Source organism: Paenibacillus sp. 19GGS1-52, assembly GCF_022369515.1.
Lineage (GTDB): Bacteria > Bacillota > Bacilli > Paenibacillales > Paenibacillaceae > Paenibacillus_AQ.
Map to the genome: position 1 here is coordinate 138,363 of NZ_CP059724.1, position 24,691 is coordinate 163,053.

Sequence of the window (24,691 nt, forward strand, 5' to 3'; positions counted from 1 at the left end):
ATCGCTAACCCCTGCGGGGCGCTTCAACGGTTGTGCTCCTGCAAGGGCAACATCTAAAAGCTAAACATAAGACCTAAACACAAAATCAAAACAGTCGTGTTCCACGGTTCTGACCCTGGTGGGACGGCGGCATTACACCGCCTGTGATAAGAATGAAGACTCAACTGCCATGTGCTAATTCTACAATACATTCTATTGCATAAAGTGCATTAGAATTTCCGTTTTCGAGCTTTATTTAGCATTCTAATGTATTTCGTGCAGTAGATTTCCGCTGAATTACTGATTAGGGGCATTTATCTAGCATTTAATTGTACAAAGTGCAATCAAATCATATATAGAGGTCTTGTGAGCAACCTTGTGCGCCATATTGATACTCCTGACGCTGGCTTCCTAACAGATCTTATAGATATTTAGAAAATCTCGTTTCTATCTCTGGCCCAGCGCCTGCAGCGCCTCGCCTAGTTTAATATTGCCGGTATATAAGGCTTTGCCGACAATAGCACCACCAATACCACTGCCGCCATGTATGTTCAGGCGCAGCAGGTCGTCCAGACTCGTAACGCCGCCGGAGGCGATTACGGTTTTGCCGCTGGTTTTGGCCATGGAGAGGATGCCTTCTACGTTTGGCCCTTGCATCATACCATCGCGGGAAATGTCGGTGTAGATGAACGTTTCCGCACCTTTTGCCGCCAGCTCCTTCGCAAGGTCTTCTGCCCGGATCTCAGAGGTGTTCAACCAGCCATGGGTAGCTACGTAACCGTTCCGCGCATCAATGCCGATGGCTACTTTGTCGCCGTATTTGGCCAGCACAGCTTCCGTGAAGACATGATCATTGATCGCTGCAGTCCCAATAATAACCCGGCTTACTCCCAGTCCCAGCAACTTCTCTACATCCGCAAGCGTGCGGAGGCCGCCGCCCACCTGAACTGGCACATTCGCGTTCGCAGCGATAGCGCCGATAATTGCGTCATTGACGGGATAACCAGCCTTGGCACCGTCCAGGTCAACCAGATGAATGAAAGCTCCACCCTGCTCTTCCCATGAACGTGCCACCATCAGCGGACTGTCGTTGTAAATGGTTTCCTGATCATAATCCCCCTGCATTAATCTGACGCATTTTCCATCCCGGATATCAATCGCCGGATATACAATAAAAGATGACATTTAGCGCTCCCCGCTTTCGTTACTACATATTTATAACGCGGCTTTCGCCGATTCTCTCTTAAGCTTCAAAAAATTACTTAGCAGCTGCATACCCAGCTCCCCACTTTTCTCCGGATGGAACTGCATACCGAATACGTTGTCTTGTCCGACAATAGCCGTTACCGGGTGCCCATATTCTGTGACAGCTAACAGATTGCTCTCCCGCTCTACGAGCACGTGATAGGAGTGAACAAAATATACATGACCCTCTACAAGCCCTTTCAGCAGAGGACTGTCCGGCTGCTGAAAGATCAGCTTGTTCCAGCCCATATGCGGCACCTTATAACCGTCCCTAGGTGCAAATCGTACCGCCGAACCTGGCAACATATCCAGCCCTGTATGTGTACCATACTCTTCACCACTGCTGAACAGCAGCTGCATCCCTAAGCAAATGCCGAGCACCGGCTGTCCAGCAGCAGCGGCTTGTTGAACCACTATGTCCAATCCGCTCGCCCGCAGCTGCTCCATCGCATCGCCGAATGCACCCACACCCGGCAGAATGACGCTGTCAGCAGCGAGAATATGCTCAGCATCACCCGTCACCAGACTTTCATAGCCGAGGCGCTCCACCGCTTTGCTGACACTATGCAGATTGCCCATGCCATAATCGACGATTGCAACACTCATGCTACAGCACTCCCTTCGTAGAAGGCACACCCTTTACCCGAGGATCAATCATCGTCGCTTCGTCTAGCGCACGTCCAAGTGCCTTAAATATCGCTTCGATCATATGATGTGTGTTGGAGCCGTAATGTACGATAACATGCAGTGTAATCCGTGCTTCCAGCGCGAATTTCCATAGAAATTCCTGCACAAGCTCAGTAGAGAAACTGCCCACCTGCTGTGATGGATACGTTGCCCGATATTCAAAATGAGGTCGGTTGCTAATATCAATGATCACCTGTGCCAACGCTTCGTCCATGGGAACAAAAACACTTGCATAGCGCTTAATGCCTTTTTTATCACCCAGTGATTCACGCAGCGCATGCCCCAGACAAATTCCGATATCCTCGACGGTGTGATGATCATCAATCTCGATGTCTCCACGTGCCTGTAGGTTCAAGTCAAACTGGCCGTGCTTCGTGAACAGGTCCAGCATATGATTTAGAAAAGGAACATCCGTCTCCAACTCTGAAACTCCAGTTCCATCTACAGAGAGAGTAAGCTTGATATCAGTCTCATTTGTTTTGCGGTTAACTCTGGCCTGACGTATAATTTCTTCATTATTGTTCTCCATTACCATCTCCACCTTTCTCTTCGTTCTCCAGCCTAATCTCTATGGCCCGTGCGTGGCCTTCCAGACCTTCACGGCGTGCCAGCTCAATAATGGTCTTCCCATCACGCAGAAGTGCTTCCTTGCTGTAATAGATCAGACTTGATTTCTTAATAAAATCATCCACGTCCACCGGTGAGGAGAAGCGCGCTGTGCCATTAGTCGGTATGATGTGATTCGGTCCGGCAAAATAATCGCCAACCGGCTCTGAGCTGTAGGCTCCAAGGAATATGGCTCCGGCATTCTCAATGCTGCCTACAAGGCTCATCGGGTCCAGGGTAACAATCTCCAGATGCTCTGGCGCCAACCTGTTTACTACGCCGATGCCTTCCTCCATAGATTCCACGACGATAATTGCGCCGTAATTCTCTACGGAAGCGCGGGCAATAGCCTGCCGCGGCAATAGCTGAAGCTGCCGCTCTACCTCAGCCGCTACAGCGTCCGCCAGACTCTGCGAAGGTGTAACAAGAATAGCAGAGGCCATCTCGTCATGCTCGGCCTGGGAGAGCAGATCAGCCGCTACATAGGACGGCTCTGCCGTGTCATCGGCCAGCACGACAATCTCGCTGGGTCCAGCAATACTGTCGATATCGACGACGCCATAGACCTCGCGTTTGGCTAGCGCGACGTATATGTTGCCGGGTCCGCATATTTTATCAACAGGTGCTATGCTTTCCGTGCCAAAAGCCAAAGCCGCGATCGCCTGCGCTCCGCCCACGCGGTACATTTCGTTTACGCCTGCTTCCGCTGCAGCAACGAGAATGTAAGGGTCGATCCCTTCTGTCCCGCCAGTTGACGGCGGTGTCACCATAACAATCTCCGGCACGCCGGCGATCTGGGCCGGAATCACATTCATTAACACTGAGGAGGGATACGCTGCCTTACCACCGGGAACGTATACGCCCACCCGCTTCAATGGTCGAATAATCTGTCCCAGAATTGTACCATCCGGCTGCATATCCATCCAGGAATTACGTTTCTGTCTGGCATGGAAGGCACGGATGTTGGCTGCCGCCGCACGGATAGCCAATACGAAAGATTCCTCTACGCGGCTATATGCGGCCTGAAGTTCTTCCGGAGTCACCCTCAGCTGTCCCGGCTCCAGCAGAGCACCATCGAAACGCTCTGTATAGCGGAGAAGCGCCGTGTCTCCTTCTTTTTTGATAGCGGCCACTATTTCCTTCACGGCCTTGTTCTGCTCCGGCGTTCCGTACTCCACTTCCCGCTGCAGCTTAAATTCCTTGCTTGATTGGACCTTCACCGCTGGTTCCTCCTTAACATGCTTAACGATTACTTCCACCTATCAACAAATCCGGTTCTACGATAACGGCTTGCAGGCGGTCACATAGCAATTGTATTTCTTTGTTCTTCATCCGGTAGCTCACACGATTCGCCACAAGCCGGCTCGTAATCTCGAATATACTCTTCATTTCCACCAATCCGTTATCCCGTAGCGTTTGTCCCGTTTCGACCATATCCACGATACGATCAGCCAGACCAATAAGCGGAGCAAGCTCAATCGAGCCATTCAATTTAATAACCTCAACCTGCTGCCCCTGCTCCCGAAAGTACCGGGAGGCCACGTTCGGATATTTTGTCGCTACGCGCTGTTGGATGCCTGGCTGCCAATTGGGCAGACCAATAATGGACATTCGGCAACGCGCAATGCCAAGGTCGAGCAGCTCATACACGTCACGATCCTCTTCCAGCAATACATCCTTACCAACAATCCCGATATCGGCCACACCATACTCTACATATGTAGGGACATCCACCGGCTTCGCCAGTATGAACTCCATTCCCGCCTCAGGCAGTGAAATCACCAGCTTGCGTGAGGCTTCACCATCTGGGGGAATCGGAAGACCTGCCAGCCGAAACAGCTCGGCAGCTTTATTGTAAATCCGGCCTTTAGGCATGGCCACCTTCAATATCTGTGCCATTTTAAGTACCCTCCATTTTCGGTGCGAAATTTCACTTTTACCTCTATTATTCTTCTATGGTTATCAGCCGTGCTCACTTACAAAAGACACGAACGTGTAAATTTCTCCATAACGCTCACCCTCTGCTTCAATCGTATCCGTAGTAAGACGCTTCACCATCTTAAGATCTTCTGGTCCTGTTGCCAGTCTGGTAATGACCGAATGCCCTTCCAGCCGCAAGCGCATGGCTTCCTGCAGCCCTTCTTTGCGCCGGGGAATATCATATTGGATCAGTATAGGAAGATCTTCCGCTTCGATCGCTCCAGTCACTCCGTCAAGAATACGGTTCGTCTTCAGAGAGAACCCGGTAGAAGGAATTGGTCGCCCGAACTGCTGCAGAAGATTATCGTATCGTCCGCCACTACATACCGGAAAACCAAGTTCTGAGGCATACCCCTCAAAGGTCATACCTGTATAATACGAAAAGTCCCCAATCATCGTCAGATCGATCAGGACATGCTGAGACACCCCGTAGGACACCAATACTTCCCATACCTTGCATAAATGCTCGATAGAGGTACGGGCTAATGGATGATTGCTTAGCTCCAGCGCCTGTCCACAAATTTCTTTCCCACCCCGCAACCGCAGTAAGCCATTCAGTTCATTCTTCTGGGCAGCCGATAGGTCCAACCGGCGGATGCTCTCCCGGAAGGAGACATAGTCACGACTCAAGAGATGGCTCTTTAGATCCTCTTGCGCCTCCGGCAAGCCGGGAAGTGCTTCTTGGAATAATCCATTTAGGAAGCCCACATGCCCCATCGCAATTTTAAAAGATTCTACACCCGCTGCCTGCAGCGAAGAAATAGCCAGCGCAACAACTTCAGCATCCGCCTCAGGCGAGTCATCACCTACCAGCTCTACACCGGTCTGAAAGAACTCCGCCTCCCGACCCGCTTCTGCCTCAATGGCACGGAAGACGTTAGCATGGTAGGACAACCGAAGTGGAAGCGGCTCATCCTTCAATAATGAAGAGACGACCCGTGCAACCGGTGCAGTCATTTCTGAGCGAAGCACCAACGCCTGCCCCCGATTGTTGAGTAATTTATACAGCTTCTGATCTGATGTAGAACTAGCCACACCGACCGTATCGTAGTATTCCAGTGTAGGTGTCATGATTTGCCGGTAGCCCCAGCGGCTCATACAGTGAAGAACATCGTTCTCAATCTTGCGCAACTTCGCTACCGCATGCGGCAGATAGTCACGCACGCCAGTCGGCTTCTCGAATCCCTTCGGTTTGGACATCTTTTCTAGTCACCTCATCGAATAATATCAGAATTATATATTCATACTATCATTTTACTTTACCATGGTAAAGTGGTAGCAAATTAAAGCGTTTGAAACATCGTACCATGGACCGTTCTTTTTCGTCAATTGATCTCACTATATCAGAATATCATTGATTCCCACATTTATTAAATATATCTGATCTTCTTAACGAACGTGCAGTCCGTTCAGGTGATTTGTGTACCATTTTCCCAATTAGTCTTTGCAAAATTAAAGGGTCAGGAGTATTATAAATATAAGGTTGTATACAAGTATACAACAACGGAATACGAGATTATTTGAGGAGTGAGAAGCGAAATGAAACTGGGTATGATTGGTCTTGGGAAAATGGGCTACAATCTGGTATTGAACTTGCTGGGGCACGGGCATGAAATTATGGTGAGCGATATTAATCCAGAAAGAGGCGCGGAGCTTGCTAAGCATGGAGCAACTTCAGCCGCTACTATAGAAGAGTTGGTTGCTGGGCTACAGCGCCCTAGAATCGTATGGATCATGGTTCCAGCCGGACCTGTAGTAGAAGGGGTCATCAATACTCTTGCCAGTCTGCTGGATGAAGGCGACATTATTATTGAAGGCGGAAATTCACATTATAAAGAGTCCATTGCCCGTGGAGAAAGGCTTGGCACACTGGGGATACACTTCTTTGATGCGGGTACGTCCGGTGGAACCGAAGGAGCAGAACATGGTGCCTGCTTCATGATCGGCGGGAATCGCGAGATTTTTACGGAGATTGAGCCCCTTTTTCGCGATCTGGCCGTGGATCAGGGTTATCTGTACGCTGGAAACAACGGCAGTGGCCATTTTCTGAAGATGATTCATAATGGTATTGAATACGGAATGATGCAATCGATAGCTGAGGGCTTTGAGCTCCTAGAGAAGAGCAGCTTTGATTTCAATTACGAGGACGTAGCCCGTGTATGGTCGAGCGGCTCTGTGATCCGCGGATGGCTAATGGAACTCACACAAAATGCTTTTTCCAAAGATCCGAAGCTATCCGGTATAAAGGGTGTAATGCAGAGCTCCGGCGAAGGCAAATGGACCGTAGAGACGGCCCTGGAGTTAGAAGCCAGCACACCGATTATCGCCCTCTCTCTGCTGATGCGGTATCGTTCAATGGAGGAAAATACTTTTCATGGAAAAGTTGTAGCAGCGCTCCGCAACGAATTTGGCGGTCATGCCACTGTACCAGAGAATTAATCTACTCCAAGGTTGATGCAGTTACAGCCAGGTGAAGACTCTTTATACCGATGGAACCGTAAAGACATTGTATGCTAAAATCGATGAAGAACAATATCTATAGGATACAAATCAATCGCGTTTCAGAGGAGTCGTGTTATGATGCAATACCCTACCGCCTGGCTGCAAGGAGCCTCTCTTGGGGAGTCAATCGCCTGCGAACTCAGGCTGCAAATTATAAATGAAAAGATTAAACCCGGAGAGATCCTCTCCGAGAATCGTATAGCCGCAGAATTCAGTACTAGCCGCTCCCCTGTTCGGGAAGCACTTAAGTCGTTATCCATAGAGGGATTGATCCGCCTCGAGCGCATGGGGGCCGTTGTCATCGGGTTGAACTTGAAGGATGTTGAGGAACTCTATGACGTACGGTATCTTATCGAAAGCTTCGCCCAGCAGAAACTTGTGGAAGGCAACCATGCATCACTAATTTCACAACTTGAGCAGAGTATCGACAAAATGAAGCTTGCCGTTAAGCATAATAACTTTGTTGATTTTGCTTATCAGGATTTTTCTTTTCATGAAGCCATTATCACCGAATCTAATCACACCCGGATCTTACATTTGTGGAACAGCATTCGGCATATTGTGATGACAGTGATTCTAATAACAACTGAAAAGGGATTCGAAAGTGGCGAGGAACGAATGAACTGGGTCGCGGAAAAACATCGAACAATTATCGAAGGACTCCATTCTGGGAATGTGGAAACCATCCGCAAGGTTGTTCAGGACTATTTCGCTGATTCCGGAGAAACACTCATTCGCAGCCTGCCTTAAGGGGCAGGAGGATCGCTTATAATCAAAATTAGATGTCGGAACGGGAAGACTGAATAATCAGTTCGACCCGTTTCCGCTACATTGCGAAGGAAGGCTGACGGCATGAGTATCCACTATATGATTGGTGTTGATATTGGAACGACAAGTACAAAGGCAGTCCTGTTTCAGGAGAATGGAAGCATTGTGGCTCAAACCGATGAGGGTTACCCACTTCATAAGCCTTCACCATCTATAGCCGAGCAGGACCCTGAGCAAATTCTGCATGCGGTCATTGGCACGATCTCAAGAGTAGTACAGCAAAGCGGAATTGCGCCAGCGAATATTATGTTTGTCTCTTTCAGCTCCGCCATGCATAGTGTTATCGCTATAGATCATACGGGTAAGCCTCTTACCCAGTGTATTACGTGGGCAGATAATCGTAGTGCAGAATGTGCGCGGCACTTGAAGAACGAGCTAAACGGACATGAACTTTACATGCGTACCGGAACACCGATCCATCCCATGTCTCCTATCACCAAGCTGATGTGGCTTCGGCAGGACCACCCAGAAGTTTTCCATAAAGCCTCTAAATTCATCTCCATAAAAGAATATGTTTTTGCCAAGCTCTTTGGCGAATACGTTGTGGACCACTCTATCGCATCTTCTACAGGAATGCTGAATCTGGAAAAATTAGATTGGGATCCCGAAGCCTTGGAGATTGCCGGTATTACCAGCGACCATCTCTCCAGACTCGTTCCGACCACTTATATCATGCAGGGTTTGTTACCTGGAATGGCAGAACAGCTTGCGCTCCTTCCGGTTACCCAATTTGTAATTGGGGCAAGCGATGGCGTACTCTCCAACCTCGGGGTAGGGGCGATTGAACCTGGCGTTATTGCCGCTACAATCGGCACCAGCGGAGCCATACGTACCGTTGTAGATCGTCCGATGGTAGATCCGAAGGGACGTATTTTTTGCTATGCACTGACAGAGAAGCATTGGGTTATCGGCGGCCCGGTCAATAACGGCGGTATGCTGTTCCGTTGGGTACGCGATGAATTCGCAGCGTCTGAGGTGGAGACAGCGAAGCGGCTAGGTATTGATCCATACGATGTACTGACCCGGATCGCTGAGCAGGTATCCCCAGGAAGTGACGGACTGCTATTCCATCCTTACCTGACGGGTGAACGTGCGCCACTCTGGAACCCTGACGCGCGGGGCTCCTTCTTCGGACTCACGATGAGTCACCGCAAGGAGCATATGATACGCTCAGTACTGGAGGGTGTTATTTTCAATATGTATACGGTTTTACTAGCGATGGAAGAAATTATCGGGCGTCCAACCAAAATACTGGCAACAGGCGGCTTTGCCCGCTCCTCCCTGTGGCGGCAAATGATGGCAGACATCTTTAATCAGGAGGTTGTTGTCCCGGAGAGCTTCGAAAGCTCCTGCCTCGGTGCAGTGGTACTCGGACTTTACGCTACAGGCCGTACAGAGTCCTTCGACATCGTGTTTGATATGATCGGCTCTACCCATCAACATCGCCCTATAAAGGCTCATGCCAACGTGTACCAACAGCTGCTGCCCATCTACATTTCTGTTTACCGTAGTCTGGAAAGTCAATATCAGGCCATCGCTGAATTTCAGCGGGAGCAAGCCGGAGAATAAATTCACTTCAGATTAATATAAAGAAGCCGATCAGCCCTCCACTTGGGGACAATCGGCTTTTTTTGAATTCACTTTCCAACTAAACTTAACTTACTATCCTGTATGCTTCGCCTCAGATTTAGGCTTCTGCGGTGCAGAGCCGAAGATAATCCAGGCAGGCTTAACATATCGGAAGGCTATGGAAACTACGAGCCAGGAGCCTAACAGTGCTACCAGCCAGCCACCAACAATCCCCGCAGTATAAGCAAGAGATCCACCGTGTAAGGGTAATCTTCTGTAGAAATACAATAGCGCGGGGTGAAGCAGATAAATTCCAAACGAACAGGCACCCACCGAGACTAATAATCTCGTCAATAGACTGCGGCCTGCACCATACAATAAAAAGGATATTTGCATCAGTACGATACAAGAGAGCAATGCATGAATGTTCGAGAAAGCCTCATACCAAAGACTATTAATGACCGTCTTCTTTGAATAATTATTAAACCACAGCTCCACATGAATAACCCCTGCAGCAATCCACAACAACCACAGTACAATCCATACAGGACCTTTACCGGTGCGCCAGCCTTCACGGGTTGGGATAAGCCATTTCTTTAGCGAGGAGTAATACACAGCAACCGCCGCTCCAAGCAGAAAATACGAGAAATAAGTAATCGCCAAGCTGCCCTTAGACAGGTGCCAGTAGTCATGGGTGACCATATATTTATTCAGCAGCACAAACCCCCACTGCAGCAGCAGTCCGATTATAGGCGCCCAGGCTGCAAGACGGCGGACCTTCTGCAGACACCACAGCATCAAGGGAAACAGAATATAGAATTGGATGATAATGATGACATAATACAGATGCGTGTAAGCGGTCCCCGTCCATAGATACTTGCCAAGCTTGGAAGCAAGCTCTGCTGGAGGTAAACCCCAGGTATGACCTGCCGTCATCTTCAGTGCGAAATAAAACAACGAGAACATCACATAAGGCACAATAATATAAATTAACCTTCGGCTATAGAACTTCCCGAGTGTCTTCCCGCCAAGGGGACGGTCAATGTAATTATAGAACAGGACGAACCCGCTTAAGAATACAAATGAAGGTACTGCAAACTGGCTGAACTTATTAATGAACAAGAACGGGTGAAACATTGAGGTATCCAGCGTCTCCGCTAATGTACGAGAGGTAGCATGAATAGCCAGCACTGCAAATATAGCGATAGCCCGATAAATATCTAGCTGTGGAATTCTTTCTTTTTGACCCATCTTTTCTCCTCCTGTCAACGCCAAAAACCCTGCAGAGGCTTGCGCTAACGCACGCAATATTTAACTGCAGAGCAGAGGTTTTATTCACTATTCTTCCGTACCGCCCTCCGCCGAAGAAGGCCGCAGCACACGCAGCGGATTCCCGCCCACAAAGGAGCCGGCCGCCACATCCTTATGCACCACAGAGCCTGCAGCAACAACCGCCCAATCTCCAATAGTAACACCAGGTAGAATGGTAGTATTAGCACCGATTAGTACATTTTCCCCGATTATCACTTCGCCGAGACGATATTCCTTAATCAGATACTCATGTGCCAGAATCGTCGTATTATAACCAATAATCGAGTTCTCCCCAACCGTTATCTTCTCTGGAAAAAAAACATCTACCATCGCCATTAACCCAAATGCCGTATGCTTTCCGACCTTCATGCCGAGGATTCGGCGGTAAATCCAGTTCTTGAGCGTTAGGATCGGACAATACCGGGCAATCTGGATAAAAATAAAATTGCGTATACCTCTCCACGGACTAACCGTACGATAAATGTACCACAGCGAGTTATGCCCTTCTACCGGATAGCGGGTTACGTTTCTCACGATTCATTCGTCCCTTGCTCTACGATACCGTATATATCCCTCATATCATGAATGATATAGTCCGGTTCATACTTGCGCAGCATCTCTTCCCCTTTGAGCGACCACGAAACCGCCGCCACGTGAACACCGGCCGCCTTGGCCGACTGAATATCCACTACACTATCGCCTACCATCAGTGTTTTACGGGGATCAACGCCAAGGTTGTGAACAGCAGTCAGTACAGGCTCTGGATGAGGTTTAGGCTCGGTAACATCCGTAACCGTCACAATTGTATCCATATATTTAAGCAGATCGAACATTTCCAGCGCCTTGATGGTTGTCGGACGGATTTTGGTAGTTACAATACCCATCTTAACTCCACGCCGTGACAGCTCCTCCAACGTCTCATTCACATGCGGGAAGGAGCGAATTAGCTCATCATGATGCTCATTATTATAAGAACGGTAAGATTTCTCCAGAATGCTTACATCCTCAAGACCAGAGAATACTCTCATCTGCTGCTGAAGCGTAGTCCCCATATGTGGAATCATCTGCTCCCGACTGAGGGGCGTTAGGGCATTCTGCTTCAGGGCATACATGAATGAACTGATGATCAGCTCGTTCGTATCGACAATCGTTCCATCCAGATCAAAAAGAACGCATTCTATCATCAGGGTTTATTGCTCCTTTTTATCCTCAGCCACAGGTTGTGCCTGCTCAGGTTGTACATCTTGGGTTGCCTTTTTCGGCGTATTCACTGCACTTTCCGGCACTACAGTATCTGCAGCAATCGGCTTACTGCACACGATAGGATCAGAATAATGTGCTTTAGTCGGACCTGTCGTCCGGCGGATAATGATGTATACAATTGCGGCAATGATAATCAATAAAGCCAGCAGCTGTGAAATACGTATATTTCCGTACGCTGGGTCCAGATAACCTTGCTTAAAGCCAAACCAGGTCATAGGCGTCCATAACTTATTTATGAGCGATGCCAGACCACTACTTCCACTAAAGCCCAAGCTGTCCGTACGCAAAGCTTCAATGAAGAACCGTCCGATAGAGTACCAGATGAAATAAGAAAGGAATATTTCGCCGGCACGCACAAATTTTTGACGACGCAGCACTAACAGTAGAGCAATACCCAATAAGCTCCACAGAGATTCATACAGGAAAGTCGGGTGATGAAAGGCATCCCCTATGTACATTTGATTAACAATAAAGTCAGGCAGATGCAGCTTATTGCGCAGGAAAGATTCCTCGACAACTCCGCCGTATGCTTCCTGGTTAACAAAATTGCCCCAGCGTCCAATCATTTGCCCCGCCAACAGTCCGGGTGCACAAATATCAATAATCCGCCAGAACGGATATCCTTTATAACGGTAATATATAATTGCGCAAATAATGGCCCCAATCAACGCACCATAAATGGCAATACCACCATTCCAGATCTTAAAGACATCCATTAAGTTATTCTTATATTGATCCCATGAAAAAGCAACATAATAAATGCGTGCGCCTATAATTGACGAAGGCACGCCTATCAACAGCATGTCCATGAAAAATTCCTGCGGAATGCCAAACCGTTTGCCTTCATAGATGGCCAGAAATAAACCCACCAGTGCGCCTAAACCTAATATCAAGCCATACCAGTGAACTGGCAGTGATCCAATAGAGAATACAATTGGATCTATTGCTAATGGAAACATATATCTCACACTCCTAATCCAGATCATCCATGTCTTCAGAAATGGTAGCTGTAAGTTTATTGGTGAATTGCAGAGCTGCATTAAAGCCCATTTGCTTTAAGCGATAATTCATGGCTGCCACTTCTATAATAACCGCAAGGTTACGTCCTGGACGAACCGGAATCGTTACAAGTGGGATATCCGTATCAATAATCTTGGTAGTTTCCTCATCCAGCCCGAGACGGTCGTACTGCTTGTCCTGCTGCCAGGCTTCCAATCTGACGACAAGCGTAATACGCTTATGATTACGGATTGCTCCCGCACCAAAGAGCGTCATTACATTAATAATACCTACTCCGCGGATTTCCAAGAGATGGCGGATAAGCTCTGGAGCAGTACCATGCAGCTGACTATCAGATGTTTGGCGAATTTCCACTGCATCATCGGCAATCAAACGGTGTCCTCGTTTAACAAGCTCTAATGCTGTCTCACTCTTACCAATTCCGCTGCTGCCGGTAATTAGCATGCCTACCCCATACACATCGCATAATACTCCATGGATGGTTGCTGAGGGGGCCAATTTGCCTTCCAGAAAGCTTGTTAACTTACTGGAAAAAATAGTTGTAGCCATCGAGCTGCGCAGCACAGGCAAGCTTTTTTCATTGCTTATATCTATTAGCTCCTGCGGCACTTCCAAACCACGTGTAATGACGATACAAGGCGTATTGTCATTACAGATCCCCAGAATACGGCTCTTCCGCTCTGCTTCAGGAAGCATTGAGAAGAACGCTAACTCTGTCTTACCTAACAGTTGCACACGCTCTTCTGGATAATATTCGAAATACCCGGCCATTTCCAGTCCGGGGCGGTTCAAGTCGTCAACCGTAATAGGTCTTTTCAGACCTTCTTGTCCGGAGATAACCTCTAATTGAAAATGTTGTACCAATTCTGATACTTTTACTTTCTTAGCCATGTATATTCGCCCTTTCGTCACCTGCGGTTTGTGCCGCTTCCCTACGTCCGGTTAGCAGTCTTTTCCATTCCAGCCGGAGGTAATTCTCCTGCTATCTTAATTGATAACGCTTATGAATGCAATCTTAATACCCATCCATTTCGAGCCGTAATAGACAAAAAAGCCACCCTTTCGGGCGGCTTTCTCAAAGGAGAGAAGACACGTATATCTTATCCCAGCAAAATGTTAAGTTCGGACTCTTTATCAAAGAGGTGAATTTTGTTCATGTCAATTGCCAGCTTTGGTTTGCTACCTTCACGAGTAGTGGAACGTCCATCTACACGAGCAATTACAGTAGTTTTACCAAGTCCGCTCAAGTAAAGAAGCATTTCATGACCCAGGTTTTCAGTAACATCAACCAGTGAAGTGAAGATTGTATTCGGTGAAGCTTCCAGGAATACAGGTTCTTCATGAATATCTTCAGGACGAACGCCCATGATCACTTCTTTGCCGATATAACCTTTAGAGCGCAACATTGTAGCTTTGCCGCCTGGTACTTCAACGTCAAGGTTATCAGCAACGAAACGAACAGCTCCACTCACTTCAGACAAAGTACCACTGATAAAGTTCATAGTCGGGGATCCGATGAATCCGGCCACAAACAGATTTGTAGGTTCGTTGTAAAGCTCTTCCGGAGAAGCTGCTTGTTGAATGATACCATCATACATAACTACGATGCGATCACCCATTGTCATTGCTTCTGTTTGGTCATGCGTTACATAGATACAAGTAGTTTCAAGGCGCTTAACCAGTTTAGTGATTTCGGCACGCATTTGACCACGAAGTTTAGCATCCAAGTTGGACAAAGGCTCATCCATCAAGAAGACTTGTGGATCACGAACGATTGCACGTCCCAAAGCGACACGTTGGCGTTGACCACCAGAAAGTGCTTTTGGTTTACGTTCAAGCAAATGCTCGATATCAAGAATCTTAGCAGCATCGCGCACTTTTTTGTCGATCTCATCTTTCTTGACTTTACGCAATTTCAAACCGAAGGCCATGTTCTGATACACGCTCATATGTGGGTACAAGGCATAGGATTGGAATACCATCGCGATATCGCGGTCTTTAGGAGCAACGTCATTAACGACACGGTCGCCAATGTACATCTTACCTTCAGTAATTTCTTCCAAACCAGCGATCATACGCAATGTTGTGGATTTACCACAACCGGAAGGTCCAACCAAAACTAGAAATTCCTTATCTTTAATATCAAGATTGATATCGATTACTGTTGCTTTATCAGAACCCGGGTATTTTTTGAAAATATGCTCTAAACGTACGCCTGCCATTGTATTTCCCCCTCGAGTCAATTAATTAATTTTTAAAAACATTTCATTTCTTATACGTTTATCTTACCCCACTAGTGCCCAGCTGGCTATTTGTAACGTTCACAAAAAACCTATTTCCTTTTCGTCACTTTATACAATAGCATGGTCAGCTTTACAATAGCAGCATCTCCAAAGCTACGTACATCCGCTCCTGTTTCCTGCTTTATCTTATCCAGACGGTACAACAGCGTATTGCGGTGTATATACAGTTTCTTGGCGGTCTCACTAACATTGCAGTCCATCTGAAAAAAAGTCTCCAAGGTCAGCAGCATCTCTCTATCCGCAAGCACAGAGGTGTAGTCTCCAATCTGACTGAGCAGCTGCTTACGGCGAGCATCAGGGATACTGTTGACCAGACGCTCCAAATGCAGCTCCCACGGCAAATGAATGTAATCACCGACTTGGAAAATGCGGCCCAATATTATGGTTTCTCTTAGCAGCGCCACCGAACCCGTCAATCCTTTAACCGGTACTATTGGTGGTGCAACTGCCAAATGAAATACGCCCACCCATTCACTGGCAATCAGCTCATGCAGACCCATACAAGTCTGTGACAGCAGATCGTCTTCGCTCTCTTCCTCATCTTCTTTATCGTCACCATCGGTGAGCAGTTCCTTACGGGCCAAAATAAGCCATTCCTTCTCCTGCAGAGGGATCAGCAGAATATCATTCTCAAAATAACTACGCAGCAATTTCATCAGCGACCGGTAGGTGATCTGGGGGCTATGTAAATTCTCACTAATAAGCAGAAACGGAACCATATCCCCAAACAACCGTCCCTTTAAAGCTACATCATCAGGAATTTCAGCATCGTCCTTCTCCTGTTCCAACTGTGAATTCAACCAGCTACTGAGCTGCCGAGCCTCCACTTCTCCTTCTTCCTTGAGTCCCGTCGCTTTGAGAGCAACTGAGAAATTTCGAGCTGCATAGTTCACTAGCTGCACTTCGAGAGGTGTAAGTTCCTCCATCTCCACCCATACTGCCGTCACACGCCCCTCATTCTCATACAGAGGAACCCAAAGTGAGCCCTCGTGAATGATGAGCTGATCCTGTCCATCTGATCCTATACCAAAAAGGGAAGCTGACTGCTGCCTCCCTAACTGCTTAATTCCGGTTTTTTTTCCGGTAAGTTGCTCCAATTTTTGACGCAATGTCTCACTATCCATCGTCACCCTACTCCACCACTTTTGCTCTTTTCGACTATTTTATCATATTTCCCAACATTTTGCGGACTTGCCGTAAAACCGCGAATGATTCTCCTATACTCTTACGCTTTGCTCATCATATAATATTCCAAAGGTTACCTTTGCAAAGCACAAAAAAGCCATCACCCTGAGGTGATGACTTTTTGCGTTAGTGATGAGCCATGAAGGATTCGAACCTTCGACACCCTGATTAAAAGTCAGGTGCTCTACCAACTGAGCTAATGGCTCATAAAACTGGTGGAGGATGATGGATTCGAACCACCGAACACTTACGTGAGCAGATTTACAGTCTGATGCGTTTGGCCGCTTCGCTAATCCTCCAAGAAAAGGTGGCTCGGAACGGAATCGAACCGCTGACACGAGGATTTTCAGTCCTCTGCTCTACCGACTGAGCTACCGAGCCATAAAATTACATGAAAATAAAGCGGAAATTTCATACTGTTCCCACTCCATTTGTGGAAAAAATGGCGGAACCGACGGGATTCGAACCCGCGATCTCCTGCGTGACAGGCAGGCATGTTAGGCCAACTACACCACGGTTCCGCATTGGTAATAAATGGTGCCGGCGAGAGGACTTGAACCCCCAACCTACTGATTACAAGTCAGTTGCTCTACCAGTTGAGCTACACCGGCACGGTGTCAAAAGTGTTCTAAATAATAAAGATGGTGGAGGCTGAGGGGTTCGAACCCCCGACCCTCTGCTTGTAAGGCAGATGCTCTCCCAGCTGAGCTAAGCCTCCGGGTATGTATGGTAGCGGCGAAGGGGATCGAACCCCCGACCTCACGGGTATGAACCGTACGCTCTAGCCAGCTGAGCTACACCGCCACACTTTATATATTTATGGAATTGAAATGGCGGAGAGAGAGGGATTCGAACCCTCGCACCGCTTTCGCAATCTAACCCCTTAGCAGAGGGTCCCCTTATAGCCACTTGGGTATCTCTCCAAACAAGTTCCATAAATAAACATACAGGAATTTGACTCCCTGAAAACTGAATCCGAATCGAATCTGCGTTTCTTGCTTGTTTGTGGATAAGCCCTCGACCGATTAGTATTGGTCAGCTCCATGCATTGCTGCACTTCCACCTCCAACCTATCTACCTCGTCGTCTTCAAGGGGTCTTACTAATTGGGAAATCTCATCTCGAGGGGGGCTTCACGCTTAGATGCTTTCAGCGCTTATCCCGTCCGTACGTAGCTACTCAGCCATGCTCCTGGCGGAACAACTGATGCACCAGCGGTACGTCCATCCCGGTCCTCTCGTACTAAGGACAGCTCCTCTCAAATTTCCTGCGCCCACGACAGATAGGGACCGAACTGTCTCACGACGTTCTGAACCCAGCTCGCGTACCGCTTTAATGGGCGAACAGCCCAACCCTTGGGACCTACTTCAGCCCCAGGATGCGATGAGCCGACATCGAGGTGCCAAACCTCCCCGTCGATGTGGACTCTTGGGGGAGATAAGCCTGTTATCCCCAGGGTAGCTTTTATCCGTTGAGCGATGGCCCTTCCATGCGGTACCACCGGATCACTAAGTCCGACTTTCGTCCCTGCTCGACTTGTAGGTCTCGCAGTCAAGCTCCCTTATGCCTTTGCACTCTGCGAATGATTTCCAACCATTCTGAGGGAACCTTGGAACGCCTCCGTTACTCTTTAGGAGGCGACCGCCCCAGTCAAACTGCCCGCCTGACACGGTCCCCGTACCCGATAAGGGCACTAGGTTAGAACCTAGATACGATCAGGGTGGTATCCCAACGTCGCCTCTGCAGAAGCTTGCGCTCCTGCTTCTTAGGCTCCCACCTATCCTGTACAGATCGTACCCAAATTCAATATCAAGCTGCAGTAAAGCTCCATGGGGTCTTTCCGTCTTGTCGCGGGTAACCTGCATCTTCACAGGTATTAAAATTTCACCGGATCTCTCGTTGAGACAGCGCCCAAGTCGTTACGCCATTCGTGCGGGTCAGAATTTACCTGACAAGGAATTTCGCTACCTTAGGACCGTTATAGTTACGGCCGCCGTTTACTGGGGCTTCGGTTCACAGCTTCGGGTTTAACCCCTAACCGCTCCCCTTAACCTTCCAGCACCGGGCAGGCGTCAGCCCGTATACTTCGCCTTACGGCTTCGCACAGACCTGTGTTTTTGCTAAACAGTCGCTTGGGCCTTTTCACTGCGGCCCCCTCGGGCTATTCACCCTACCGAGGCACCTCTTCTCCCGAAGTTACGAGGTCATTTTGCCGAGTTCCTTAACGAGAGTTCTTCCGCGCGCCTTAGAATTCTCTTCTCGCCTACCTGTGTCGGTTTGCGGTACGGGCACCTTCTCCTGGCTAGAGGCTTTTCTTGGCAGTGTGAGATCATGACGTTCGCTACTACAATTTTCGCTCCCCATCACAGCCCAGCCTTAACGATGTGCGGATTTGCCTACACATCAGCCTCACTGCTTAGACGGACACTTCCATCAGTCCGCGTCACTACCCTCCTGCGTCACCCCATCGCTCATAGCGGATTACGGTGGTACAGTAATTTCAAACTGTTGTCCTTCGACTACGCCTTTCGGCCTCGCCTTAGGTCCCGACTTACCCTGAGCGGACGAGCCTTCCTCAGGAAACCTTGGGCTTTCGGCGGATCAGATTCTCACTGATCTTTTCGTTACTCATACCGGCATTCTCACTTGTATACGCTCCAGCACTCCTCACGGTATACCTTCAACGTATATACAACGCTCCCCTACCCCAGATACAATGTATCTAGCCATAGCTTCGGTGGTGTGTTTAGCCCCGTTACATTTTCGGCGCAGAGTCACTCGACCAGTGAGCTATTACGCACTCTTTCAATGGTGGCTGCTTCTAAGCCAACATCCTGGTTGTCTGTGCAACTCCACATCCTTTCCCACTTAACACACACTTGGGGACCTTAGCTGATGGTCTGGGCTGTTTCCCTTTCGACAATGGATCTTAGCACTCACTGTCTGACTCCCGGTAATAAGTATATGGCATTCGGAGTTTGACTGAGCTTGGTAACCCTTGCGGGCCCCGCACCCAATCAGTGCTCTACCTCCACTACTCTCATACCGAGGCTAGCCCTAAAGCTATTTCGGGGAGAACCAGCTATCTCCGAGTTCGATTGGAATTTCTCCGCTACCCCCACCTCATCCCCGCATTTTTCAACATGCGTGGGTTCGGGCCTCCAGTGCGTGTTACCGCACCTTCACCCTGGACAGGGGTAGATCACACGGTTTCGGGTCTACGCCCCCATACTATGTCGCCCTATTCAGACTCGCTTTCGCTGCGGCTCCGGCTTCTCACCTTAACCTTGCATGGTAAACGTAACTCGCCGGTTCATTCTACAAAAGGCACGCCATCACCCATAGATCGGGCTCTGACTTTTTGTAAGCACACGGTTTCAGGTTCTATTTCACTCCCCTTCCGGGGTGCTTTTCACCTTTCCCTCACGGTACTGTTTCACTATCGGTCGCCAGGTAGTATTTAGCCTTAGCAGATGGTCCTGCTGGATTCATACGGGGTTTCACGTGCCCCGCACTACTCGGGATCCGTCTCGGAGAGAACACAGTTTAGGCTACAGGGCTTTTACCTCTATCGCGGGCCTTTCCAGACCTCTTCGCCTACCATATTCCTTTGTAACTCCATGTGAGACGTCCCACAACCCCTAAGAGCAAGCTCTTAGGTTTAGGCTGTTCCGCGTTCGCTCGCCGCTACTGACGGAATCACTATTGTTTTCTCTTCCTCAGGGTACTTAGATGTTTCAGTTCCCCTGGTCTGCCTCTACATACCCTATGTATTCAGGTATGAGTAACTGTGCATTACCACAGCTGGGTTTCCCCATTCGGACACCCCCGGATCAAAGCTTGCTTACAGCTCCCCGAGGCAGTTTCGTTGTTCGCCACGTCCTTCGTCGGCTCCTGGCGCCTAGGCATCCTCCGTGTGCTCTTATTAGCTTAACCAATGCTCCGGTGTTTCGCTTGTTCACTCATCTTGTTTTGAATGTTGCTACCGGATCACTCCGTTCGCAGGTCATTCAAAGCCAAAAGTCGTTTCACCATCGAAAACCTTCGCTAAGCCATAATACACTTTCGCTCGTTTACACAAGCGACAGATAAAATGTTCTAAAACGCAAATTCGTTTCGGTATCCAGTTTTCAAGGATCAAGTTTAAAACCATATTCATTTTAAAAAGTTTTGGTGGAGCCAAGCGGGATCGAACCGCTGACCTCCTGCTTGCAAGGCAGGCGCTCTCCCAGCTGAGCTATGGCCCCATAAGAGGTTTATGAAATTTGAATGGTGGGCCTTAGTGGACTCGAACCACCGACCTCACCCTTATCAGGGGTGCGCTCTAACCAGCTGAGCTAAAGGCCCTTATTCAATCAATGCATCTCATGAAGTTAATCATAAGGGTGCGCTTGGCAACGTCCTACTCTCCCAGGACCCTTCGGTCCAAGTACCATCGGCGCTGGAGGGCTTAACGGTCGTGTTCGGGATGGGTACGTGTGGAACCCCTCCGCTATCGCCACCAAACGCATACGAAAGAGACTTGCTCTCTCAAAACTGAGCAACGAGTGAGTGTGTGCAAACCCTAAGGGTTCACTAGAAGCCTTGCGGCTTCTGTTCGAATGTTTCCGTTACAGGAAACGATTCTCCATAGAAAGGAGGTGATCCAGCCGCACCTTCCGATACGGCTACCTTGTTACGACTTCACCCCAATTATCTACCCCACCTTCGGCGGCTGGCTCCCTTGCGGGTTACCCCACCGACTTCGGGTGTTGTAAACTCTCGTGGTGTGACGGGCGGTGTGTACAAGACCCGGGAACGTATTCACCGCGGCATGCTGATCCGCGATTACTAGCAATTCCGACTTCATGCAGGCGAGTTGCAGCCTGCAATCCGAACTGAGACCGGCTTTGTTGGGATTCGCTCCACCTCGCGGTTTCGCAGCCCTTTGTACCGGCCATTGTAGTACGTGTGTAGCCCAGGTCATAAGGGGCATGATGATTTGACGTCATCCCCACCTTCCTCCGGTTTGTCACCGGCAGTCTGTCTAGAGTGCCCACCATAATGTGCTGGCAACTAAACATAAGGGTTGCGCTCGTTGCGGGACTTAACCCAACATCTCACGACACGAGCTGACGACAACCATGCACCACCTGTCTCCTCTGTCCCGAAGGCCGCCGCTATCTCTAGCGGATTCAGAGGGATGTCAAGACCTGGTAAGGTTCTTCGCGTTGCTTCGAATTAAACCACATACTCCACTGCTTGTGCGGGTCCCCGTCAATTCCTTTGAGTTTCAGTCTTGCGACCGTACTCCCCAGGCGGAGTGCTTACTGTGTTAACTTCGGCACCAAGGGTATCGAAACCCCTAACACCTAGCACTCATCGTTTACGGCGTGGACTACCAGGGTATCTAATCCTGTTTGCTCCCCACGCTTTCGCGCCTCAGCGTCAGTTACAGCCCAGAAAGTCGCCTTCGCCACTGGTGTTCCTCCACATATCTACGCATTTCACCGCTACACGTGGAATTCCACTTTCCTCTTCTGTACTCAAGCCACCCAGTTTCCAGTGCGACCTCAGGTTGAGCCCAAGGTTTAAACACCAGACTTAAATAGCCGCCTGCGCGCGCTTTACGCCCAATAATTCCGGACAACGCTTGCCCCCTACGTATTACCGCGGCTGCTGGCACGTAGTTAGCCGGGGCTTTCTTCTCAGGTACCGTCACTCTTATAGCAGTTACTCTATAAGACGTTCTTCCCTGGCAACAGAGCTTTACGATCCGAAAACCTTCATCACTCACGCGGCATTGCTCCGTCAGGCTTGCGCCCATTGCGGAAGATTCCCTACTGCTGCCTCCCGTAGGAGTCTGGGCCGTGTCTCAGTCCCAGTGTGGCCGTTCACCCTCTCAGGTCGGCTACGCATCGTCGCCTTGGTGAGCCGTTACCCCACCAACTAGCTAATGCGCCGCAGGCCCATCCCTCAGCGACAGATTACTCCGTCTTTCATCCTCTTCCCAGGTGGGAAAAGGAATTATCCGGTATTAGCTACCGTTTCCGGTAGTTATCCCAGACTATGGGGCAGGTTGCCTACGTGTTACTCACCCGTCCGCCGCTAAATCCTGTTGAAAGCAAGCTTTCAACAAAACTCCGCTCGACTTGCATGTATTAGGCATGCCGCCAGCGTTCGTCCTGAGCCAGGATCAAACTCTCCAATTTGTATTGAAAAGAGCGATTGCTCATTTTGAAACCTCTGACGAGAATTTACATTCTCAACCGACAAGTTTACTCCAGCATAAATGCCGTGAAACTCATCTTCTTTTGGATTTTACTTTCGTAAAATCCCACTCACTCGTTGTTCAGTTTTCAAAGATCAAATTCTCATATTAGCTCGCCGTGCATCTCAGCAGCGACCTTTATAATATATCACAGCACCCTTGCTTTAGTCAAGCGTTTTTTTAATTTAACATTTCGCTTGCCGTCTTGGAAAGTTATTCGAGAACATCTTGTCCAAAGGGCCGAGACTTAATGTATCATATATTGCAAAGCTGCGTCAACCTTTAATATAATGTTATTTTTAATCCCAGCAGCATTATCACGCCCGGAAGCCCAAGAATCGTTACTGCGCCTATAGTCGCCGGATTCAAAGGAAGGTATATCTTTGTAATCAAGCCTGAGAAGTTCACCAAGTATATCCCAAGAGCAGCGAGGATCAGATGCGTACCAAACAAGCTCAACCAGCCCCAGCCTAATTTTTTTCTGAATACAATTAACATTAGAATTACTACCGATAAAAACAGCACCCCAATTGCAATCGTTCTGAGCATGATCATTTCTCCTTTACTTAATATTTCTTTACATTTGACTACGATCTAACCCTAAACTTTTTGCATGCTTAAGATGAATCTGATATTTTCGTTCCGCCGCTTCCAATATATATATAGCATAGTCGATCTGATCCTGACCTAGAGCTTCATCAAACATTAGATAAGCCCTCTCCCACTCCGAGTGTGCCTTGCGCACCTCCAAGAATGTTGTCCAACTTACATCCTCACCCCTCACCTGCTCTTCGCCTATGCCTTTTCTCCACAGATCCCACCAACCCATTTGTAATTCCCCCTCAATATTAAATGAAAAGCACGTCCAACTCATCTCGTTATTCTCATTCATATCAAATTGGGGACAAACTTAGAACCAAAAAAAAGAAGCCCGCTAAGGGCTTCCCTTCTATTACCTACTTATGTGAGCTGCTAGAATAGCTCTCGACGGCCTTCTAGCGCCTTGGACAAGGTGACTTCATCCGCATACTCAAGATCGCCACCCACAGGCAAGCCATGGGCTATCCTGGTGATCTTGATTTCGAATGGACGAATAAGACGTGATATATACATAGCCGTTGCTTCACCTTCAATATTAGGGTTAGTCGCCATGATCAACTCCTGTACCCTATCATCACTTAGACGGGTCAACAATTCCTTCAGGCGAATATCATCCGGCCCAATCCCCTCCATAGGTGAAATTGCACCTTGGAGAACATGATAATACCCGTGAAACTCCTTGGTCCGCTCTATAGCTACCAAATCCTTGGAGTCCTGAACCACACAAATCATGGAAGGGTCGCGGGTTTTGTCCTGGCAAATTCGACAGGGATCGGTATCGGTAATGTTACAGCAGACTGAGCAGTAATGGAGATTGCGCTTGACGCTTACTAACGCTTTAGCAAAATCAATGACTTCATCCTCTTTCATGTTAAGCACATGAAAGGCTAGCCGGGCGGCTGTCTTCGGCCCAATCCCTGGCAAACGTGTAAAAGCATCAATCAGCTTAGCTAACGGTTCGGGATAATACAAAGTGATGTTTCTCCTTTGGACTTGAGTGAAGTGTGGGTTAGAACAAGCCTGGAATCTTCATTCCGCCAGTGAATTTACCCATATCATTATTCGCCAGTTCTTCAACTTGGCCCAGCGCATCATTTACAGCTGTAATCACGAGATCCTGCAGCATTTCCACATCCTCCGGGTCAACAGCCTCCGGTTTGATCTGAATGGACAGCAGTTTCTTGTGGCCGTTTACTTGTACAGTAACTACGCCTCCACCGGAAGAACCTTCAATAGTTTTGCTTCCTAGTTCCTCTTGGGCTTTAAGCATTTGCTCTTGCATTTTTTTTACCTGTTTCATCATTTGATTCATATTGTTACTCATATTTGATCTCTCCTTTAGAATGCGCGTTTAGCGCTATTAT

Annotated in this window: 20 protein-coding genes, 10 tRNA genes and 3 rRNA genes; 3 read left to right on the top strand and 30 right to left on the bottom strand. The window is 48.5% G+C overall.

What is annotated here, in order from left to right:
* Positions 1–426: 426 nt before the first annotated feature.
* The 6 genes from hisA to H1230_RS00630 form a co-directional block, all read right to left on the bottom strand.
* Positions 427–1,164 carry a 1-(5-phosphoribosyl)-5-[(5-phosphoribosylamino)methylideneamino]imidazole-4-carboxamide isomerase gene (gene hisA / locus H1230_RS00605; protein ID WP_239713780.1) on the bottom strand — a complete coding sequence of 246 codons (738 nt, stop codon included), beginning with the start codon at positions 1,162–1,164 and terminating at the stop codon, positions 427–429.
* A gap of 30 nt (positions 1,165–1,194) precedes the next feature.
* Positions 1,195–1,830 (bottom strand): imidazole glycerol phosphate synthase subunit HisH, encoded by a 636-nt coding sequence (gene hisH, locus H1230_RS00610; RefSeq protein ID WP_239713781.1) that lies wholly within the window; start codon positions 1,828–1,830, stop codon positions 1,195–1,197.
* Position 1,831: 1 nt separating this feature from the next.
* Positions 1,832–2,446, bottom strand: a complete 615-nt coding sequence (gene hisB, locus H1230_RS00615; RefSeq protein ID WP_481857155.1) for an imidazoleglycerol-phosphate dehydratase HisB — start codon at positions 2,444–2,446, stop codon at positions 1,832–1,834.
* Positions 2,427–3,737: a histidinol dehydrogenase gene (hisD, locus tag H1230_RS00620; protein ID WP_239713783.1), complete on the bottom strand. Its 1,311-nt coding sequence runs from the start codon at positions 3,735–3,737 to the stop codon at positions 2,427–2,429. Before hisD ends, hisB begins: the two co-directional genes overlap by 20 nt.
* Before the next feature lie 22 nt (positions 3,738–3,759).
* Positions 3,760–4,416, bottom strand: coding sequence for an ATP phosphoribosyltransferase (gene hisG / locus H1230_RS00625; RefSeq protein ID WP_239713784.1), 657 nt, complete (start codon positions 4,414–4,416; stop codon positions 3,760–3,762).
* Between the two features lie 63 nt (positions 4,417–4,479).
* Complete coding sequence (locus tag H1230_RS00630; RefSeq protein WP_239713785.1) at positions 4,480–5,697, bottom strand: ATP phosphoribosyltransferase regulatory subunit; 1,218 nt, start codon at positions 5,695–5,697, stop codon at positions 4,480–4,482.
* A gap of 339 nt (positions 5,698–6,036) precedes the next feature.
* On the opposite strand from H1230_RS00630, the gene gnd reads away from it, so the two are divergent.
* The 3 genes from gnd (at position 6,037) to gntK (ending at position 9,396) form a co-directional block, all read left to right on the top strand.
* Entirely contained in the window at positions 6,037–6,936 is a 900-nt protein-coding gene (gnd, locus tag H1230_RS00635; RefSeq protein WP_239713786.1) for a phosphogluconate dehydrogenase (NAD(+)-dependent, decarboxylating), read from the top strand.
* Between the two features lie 141 nt (positions 6,937–7,077).
* Positions 7,078–7,749 carry a GntR family transcriptional regulator gene (locus tag H1230_RS00640; protein ID WP_239716997.1) on the top strand — a complete coding sequence of 224 codons (672 nt, stop codon included), beginning with the start codon at positions 7,078–7,080 and terminating at the stop codon, positions 7,747–7,749.
* 102 nt (positions 7,750–7,851) lie between these two features.
* Positions 7,852–9,396: a gluconokinase gene (gntK, locus tag H1230_RS00645; RefSeq protein ID WP_239713787.1), complete on the top strand. Its 1,545-nt coding sequence runs from the start codon at positions 7,852–7,854 to the stop codon at positions 9,394–9,396.
* Positions 9,397–9,489: 93 nt separating this feature from the next.
* Here the strand turns inward: gntK and H1230_RS00650 are convergent, their stop codons facing one another.
* From H1230_RS00650 to H1230_RS00765, 24 genes are all read right to left on the bottom strand, one after another.
* On the bottom strand, positions 9,490–10,647 hold the full coding sequence (locus H1230_RS00650) for an acyltransferase (RefSeq protein WP_239713788.1): 1,158 nt from the start codon (positions 10,645–10,647) through the stop codon (positions 9,490–9,492).
* Between the two features lie 87 nt (positions 10,648–10,734).
* Positions 10,735–11,241 (bottom strand): acyltransferase, encoded by a 507-nt coding sequence (locus H1230_RS00655; protein ID WP_239713789.1) that lies wholly within the window; start codon positions 11,239–11,241, stop codon positions 10,735–10,737.
* Entirely contained in the window at positions 11,238–11,891 is a 654-nt protein-coding gene (ppaX, locus tag H1230_RS00660; protein ID WP_239713790.1) for a pyrophosphatase PpaX, read from the bottom strand. Before ppaX ends, H1230_RS00655 begins: the two co-directional genes overlap by 4 nt.
* Before the next feature lie 6 nt (positions 11,892–11,897).
* Entirely contained in the window at positions 11,898–12,929 is a 1,032-nt protein-coding gene (lgt, locus tag H1230_RS00665; RefSeq protein WP_239713791.1) for a prolipoprotein diacylglyceryl transferase, read from the bottom strand.
* A gap of 13 nt (positions 12,930–12,942) precedes the next feature.
* Complete coding sequence (gene hprK, locus H1230_RS00670) at positions 12,943–13,881, bottom strand: HPr(Ser) kinase/phosphatase (protein ID WP_239713792.1); 939 nt, start codon at positions 13,879–13,881, stop codon at positions 12,943–12,945.
* Between the two features lie 209 nt (positions 13,882–14,090).
* Positions 14,091–15,212 (bottom strand): ABC transporter ATP-binding protein, encoded by a 1,122-nt coding sequence (locus H1230_RS00675; protein WP_239713793.1) that lies wholly within the window; start codon positions 15,210–15,212, stop codon positions 14,091–14,093.
* A gap of 110 nt (positions 15,213–15,322) precedes the next feature.
* Positions 15,323–16,417, bottom strand: coding sequence for a PucR family transcriptional regulator (locus H1230_RS00680; protein ID WP_239713794.1), 1,095 nt, complete (start codon positions 16,415–16,417; stop codon positions 15,323–15,325).
* 194 nt (positions 16,418–16,611) lie between these two features.
* Positions 16,612–16,684: transfer RNA gene (locus H1230_RS00685), tRNA-Lys, on the bottom strand.
* A 7-nt stretch (positions 16,685–16,691) separates the two neighbouring features.
* Positions 16,692–16,777, bottom strand: a tRNA-Tyr gene (locus H1230_RS00690).
* A 9-nt stretch (positions 16,778–16,786) separates the two neighbouring features.
* A tRNA-Phe gene (locus tag H1230_RS00695) sits at positions 16,787–16,859 on the bottom strand.
* Positions 16,860–16,921: 62 nt separating this feature from the next.
* Positions 16,922–16,999 (bottom strand) — tRNA-Asp (locus H1230_RS00700).
* 14 nt (positions 17,000–17,013) lie between these two features.
* Positions 17,014–17,089 (bottom strand) — tRNA-Thr (locus tag H1230_RS00705).
* 31 nt (positions 17,090–17,120) lie between these two features.
* A tRNA-Val gene (locus H1230_RS00710) sits at positions 17,121–17,196 on the bottom strand.
* Positions 17,197–17,205: 9 nt separating this feature from the next.
* Positions 17,206–17,282, bottom strand: a tRNA-Met gene (locus H1230_RS00715).
* 27 nt (positions 17,283–17,309) lie between these two features.
* Positions 17,310–17,401, bottom strand: a tRNA-Ser gene (locus H1230_RS00720).
* An 82-nt stretch (positions 17,402–17,483) separates the two neighbouring features.
* A 23S ribosomal RNA gene (locus tag H1230_RS00725) occupies positions 17,484–20,413 on the bottom strand.
* Between the two features lie 235 nt (positions 20,414–20,648).
* A tRNA-Ala gene (locus H1230_RS00730) sits at positions 20,649–20,724 on the bottom strand.
* A 23-nt stretch (positions 20,725–20,747) separates the two neighbouring features.
* Positions 20,748–20,824, bottom strand: a tRNA-Ile gene (locus H1230_RS00735).
* A 42-nt stretch (positions 20,825–20,866) separates the two neighbouring features.
* Positions 20,867–20,983 (bottom strand): 5S ribosomal RNA (rrf, locus tag H1230_RS00740).
* A 127-nt stretch (positions 20,984–21,110) separates the two neighbouring features.
* Positions 21,111–22,668: ribosomal RNA gene (locus H1230_RS00745) — 16S ribosomal RNA — on the bottom strand.
* The 16S, 23S and 5S rRNA genes sit together here with 10 tRNA genes alongside, the layout of an rRNA operon.
* A gap of 341 nt (positions 22,669–23,009) precedes the next feature.
* On the bottom strand, positions 23,010–23,276 hold the full coding sequence (locus H1230_RS00750; RefSeq protein WP_239713795.1) for a pro-sigmaK processing inhibitor BofA family protein: 267 nt from the start codon (positions 23,274–23,276) through the stop codon (positions 23,010–23,012).
* Positions 23,277–23,304: 28 nt separating this feature from the next.
* Complete coding sequence (locus tag H1230_RS00755; protein ID WP_239713796.1) at positions 23,305–23,556, bottom strand: hypothetical protein; 252 nt, start codon at positions 23,554–23,556, stop codon at positions 23,305–23,307.
* 143 nt (positions 23,557–23,699) lie between these two features.
* On the bottom strand, positions 23,700–24,299 hold the full coding sequence (recR, locus tag H1230_RS00760) for a recombination mediator RecR (RefSeq protein WP_239713797.1): 600 nt from the start codon (positions 24,297–24,299) through the stop codon (positions 23,700–23,702).
* A gap of 37 nt (positions 24,300–24,336) precedes the next feature.
* Positions 24,337–24,651, bottom strand: coding sequence for a YbaB/EbfC family nucleoid-associated protein (locus tag H1230_RS00765; protein WP_239713798.1), 315 nt, complete (start codon positions 24,649–24,651; stop codon positions 24,337–24,339).
* Positions 24,652–24,691 lie beyond the last annotated feature (40 nt).

Excerpts from the sequence above, each read along its gene's own strand:
- H1230_RS00650 (WP_239713788.1), bottom strand. The coding sequence starts at position 10,647 with ATGGGTCAAAAAGAAAGAATTCCACAGCTAGATATTTATCGGGCTATC.
- lgt (WP_239713791.1), bottom strand. The coding sequence starts at position 12,929 with ATGTTTCCATTAGCAATAGATCCAATTGTATTCTCTATTGGATCACTG.
- H1230_RS00750 (WP_239713795.1), bottom strand. The coding sequence starts at position 23,276 with ATGCTCAGAACGATTGCAATTGGGGTGCTGTTTTTATCGGTAGTAATT.
- hisA (WP_239713780.1), bottom strand. The coding sequence starts at position 1,164 with ATGTCATCTTTTATTGTATATCCGGCGATTGATATCCGGGATGGAAAA.
- hisB (WP_481857155.1), bottom strand. The coding sequence starts at position 2,446 with ATGGTAATGGAGAACAATAATGAAGAAATTATACGTCAGGCCAGAGTT.
- H1230_RS00765 (WP_239713798.1), bottom strand. The coding sequence starts at position 24,651 with ATGAGTAACAATATGAATCAAATGATGAAACAGGTAAAAAAAATGCAA.
- ppaX (WP_239713790.1), bottom strand. The coding sequence starts at position 11,891 with ATGATAGAATGCGTTCTTTTTGATCTGGATGGAACGATTGTCGATACG.
- H1230_RS00680 (WP_239713794.1), bottom strand. The coding sequence starts at position 16,417 with ATGGATAGTGAGACATTGCGTCAAAAATTGGAGCAACTTACCGGAAAA.
- hisH (WP_239713781.1), bottom strand. The coding sequence starts at position 1,830 with ATGAGTGTTGCAATCGTCGATTATGGCATGGGCAATCTGCATAGTGTC.
- H1230_RS00640 (WP_239716997.1), top strand. The coding sequence starts at position 7,078 with ATGCAATACCCTACCGCCTGGCTGCAAGGAGCCTCTCTTGGGGAGTCA.
- H1230_RS00630 (WP_239713785.1), bottom strand. The coding sequence starts at position 5,697 with ATGTCCAAACCGAAGGGATTCGAGAAGCCGACTGGCGTGCGTGACTAT.
- hprK (WP_239713792.1), bottom strand. The coding sequence starts at position 13,881 with ATGGCTAAGAAAGTAAAAGTATCAGAATTGGTACAACATTTTCAATTA.
- gnd (WP_239713786.1), top strand. The coding sequence starts at position 6,037 with ATGAAACTGGGTATGATTGGTCTTGGGAAAATGGGCTACAATCTGGTA.
- H1230_RS00675 (WP_239713793.1), bottom strand. The coding sequence starts at position 15,212 with ATGGCAGGCGTACGTTTAGAGCATATTTTCAAAAAATACCCGGGTTCT.
- hisG (WP_239713784.1), bottom strand. The coding sequence starts at position 4,416 with ATGGCACAGATATTGAAGGTGGCCATGCCTAAAGGCCGGATTTACAAT.
- gntK (WP_239713787.1), top strand. The coding sequence starts at position 7,852 with ATGAGTATCCACTATATGATTGGTGTTGATATTGGAACGACAAGTACA.
- H1230_RS00755 (WP_239713796.1), bottom strand. The coding sequence starts at position 23,556 with ATGGGTTGGTGGGATCTGTGGAGAAAAGGCATAGGCGAAGAGCAGGTG.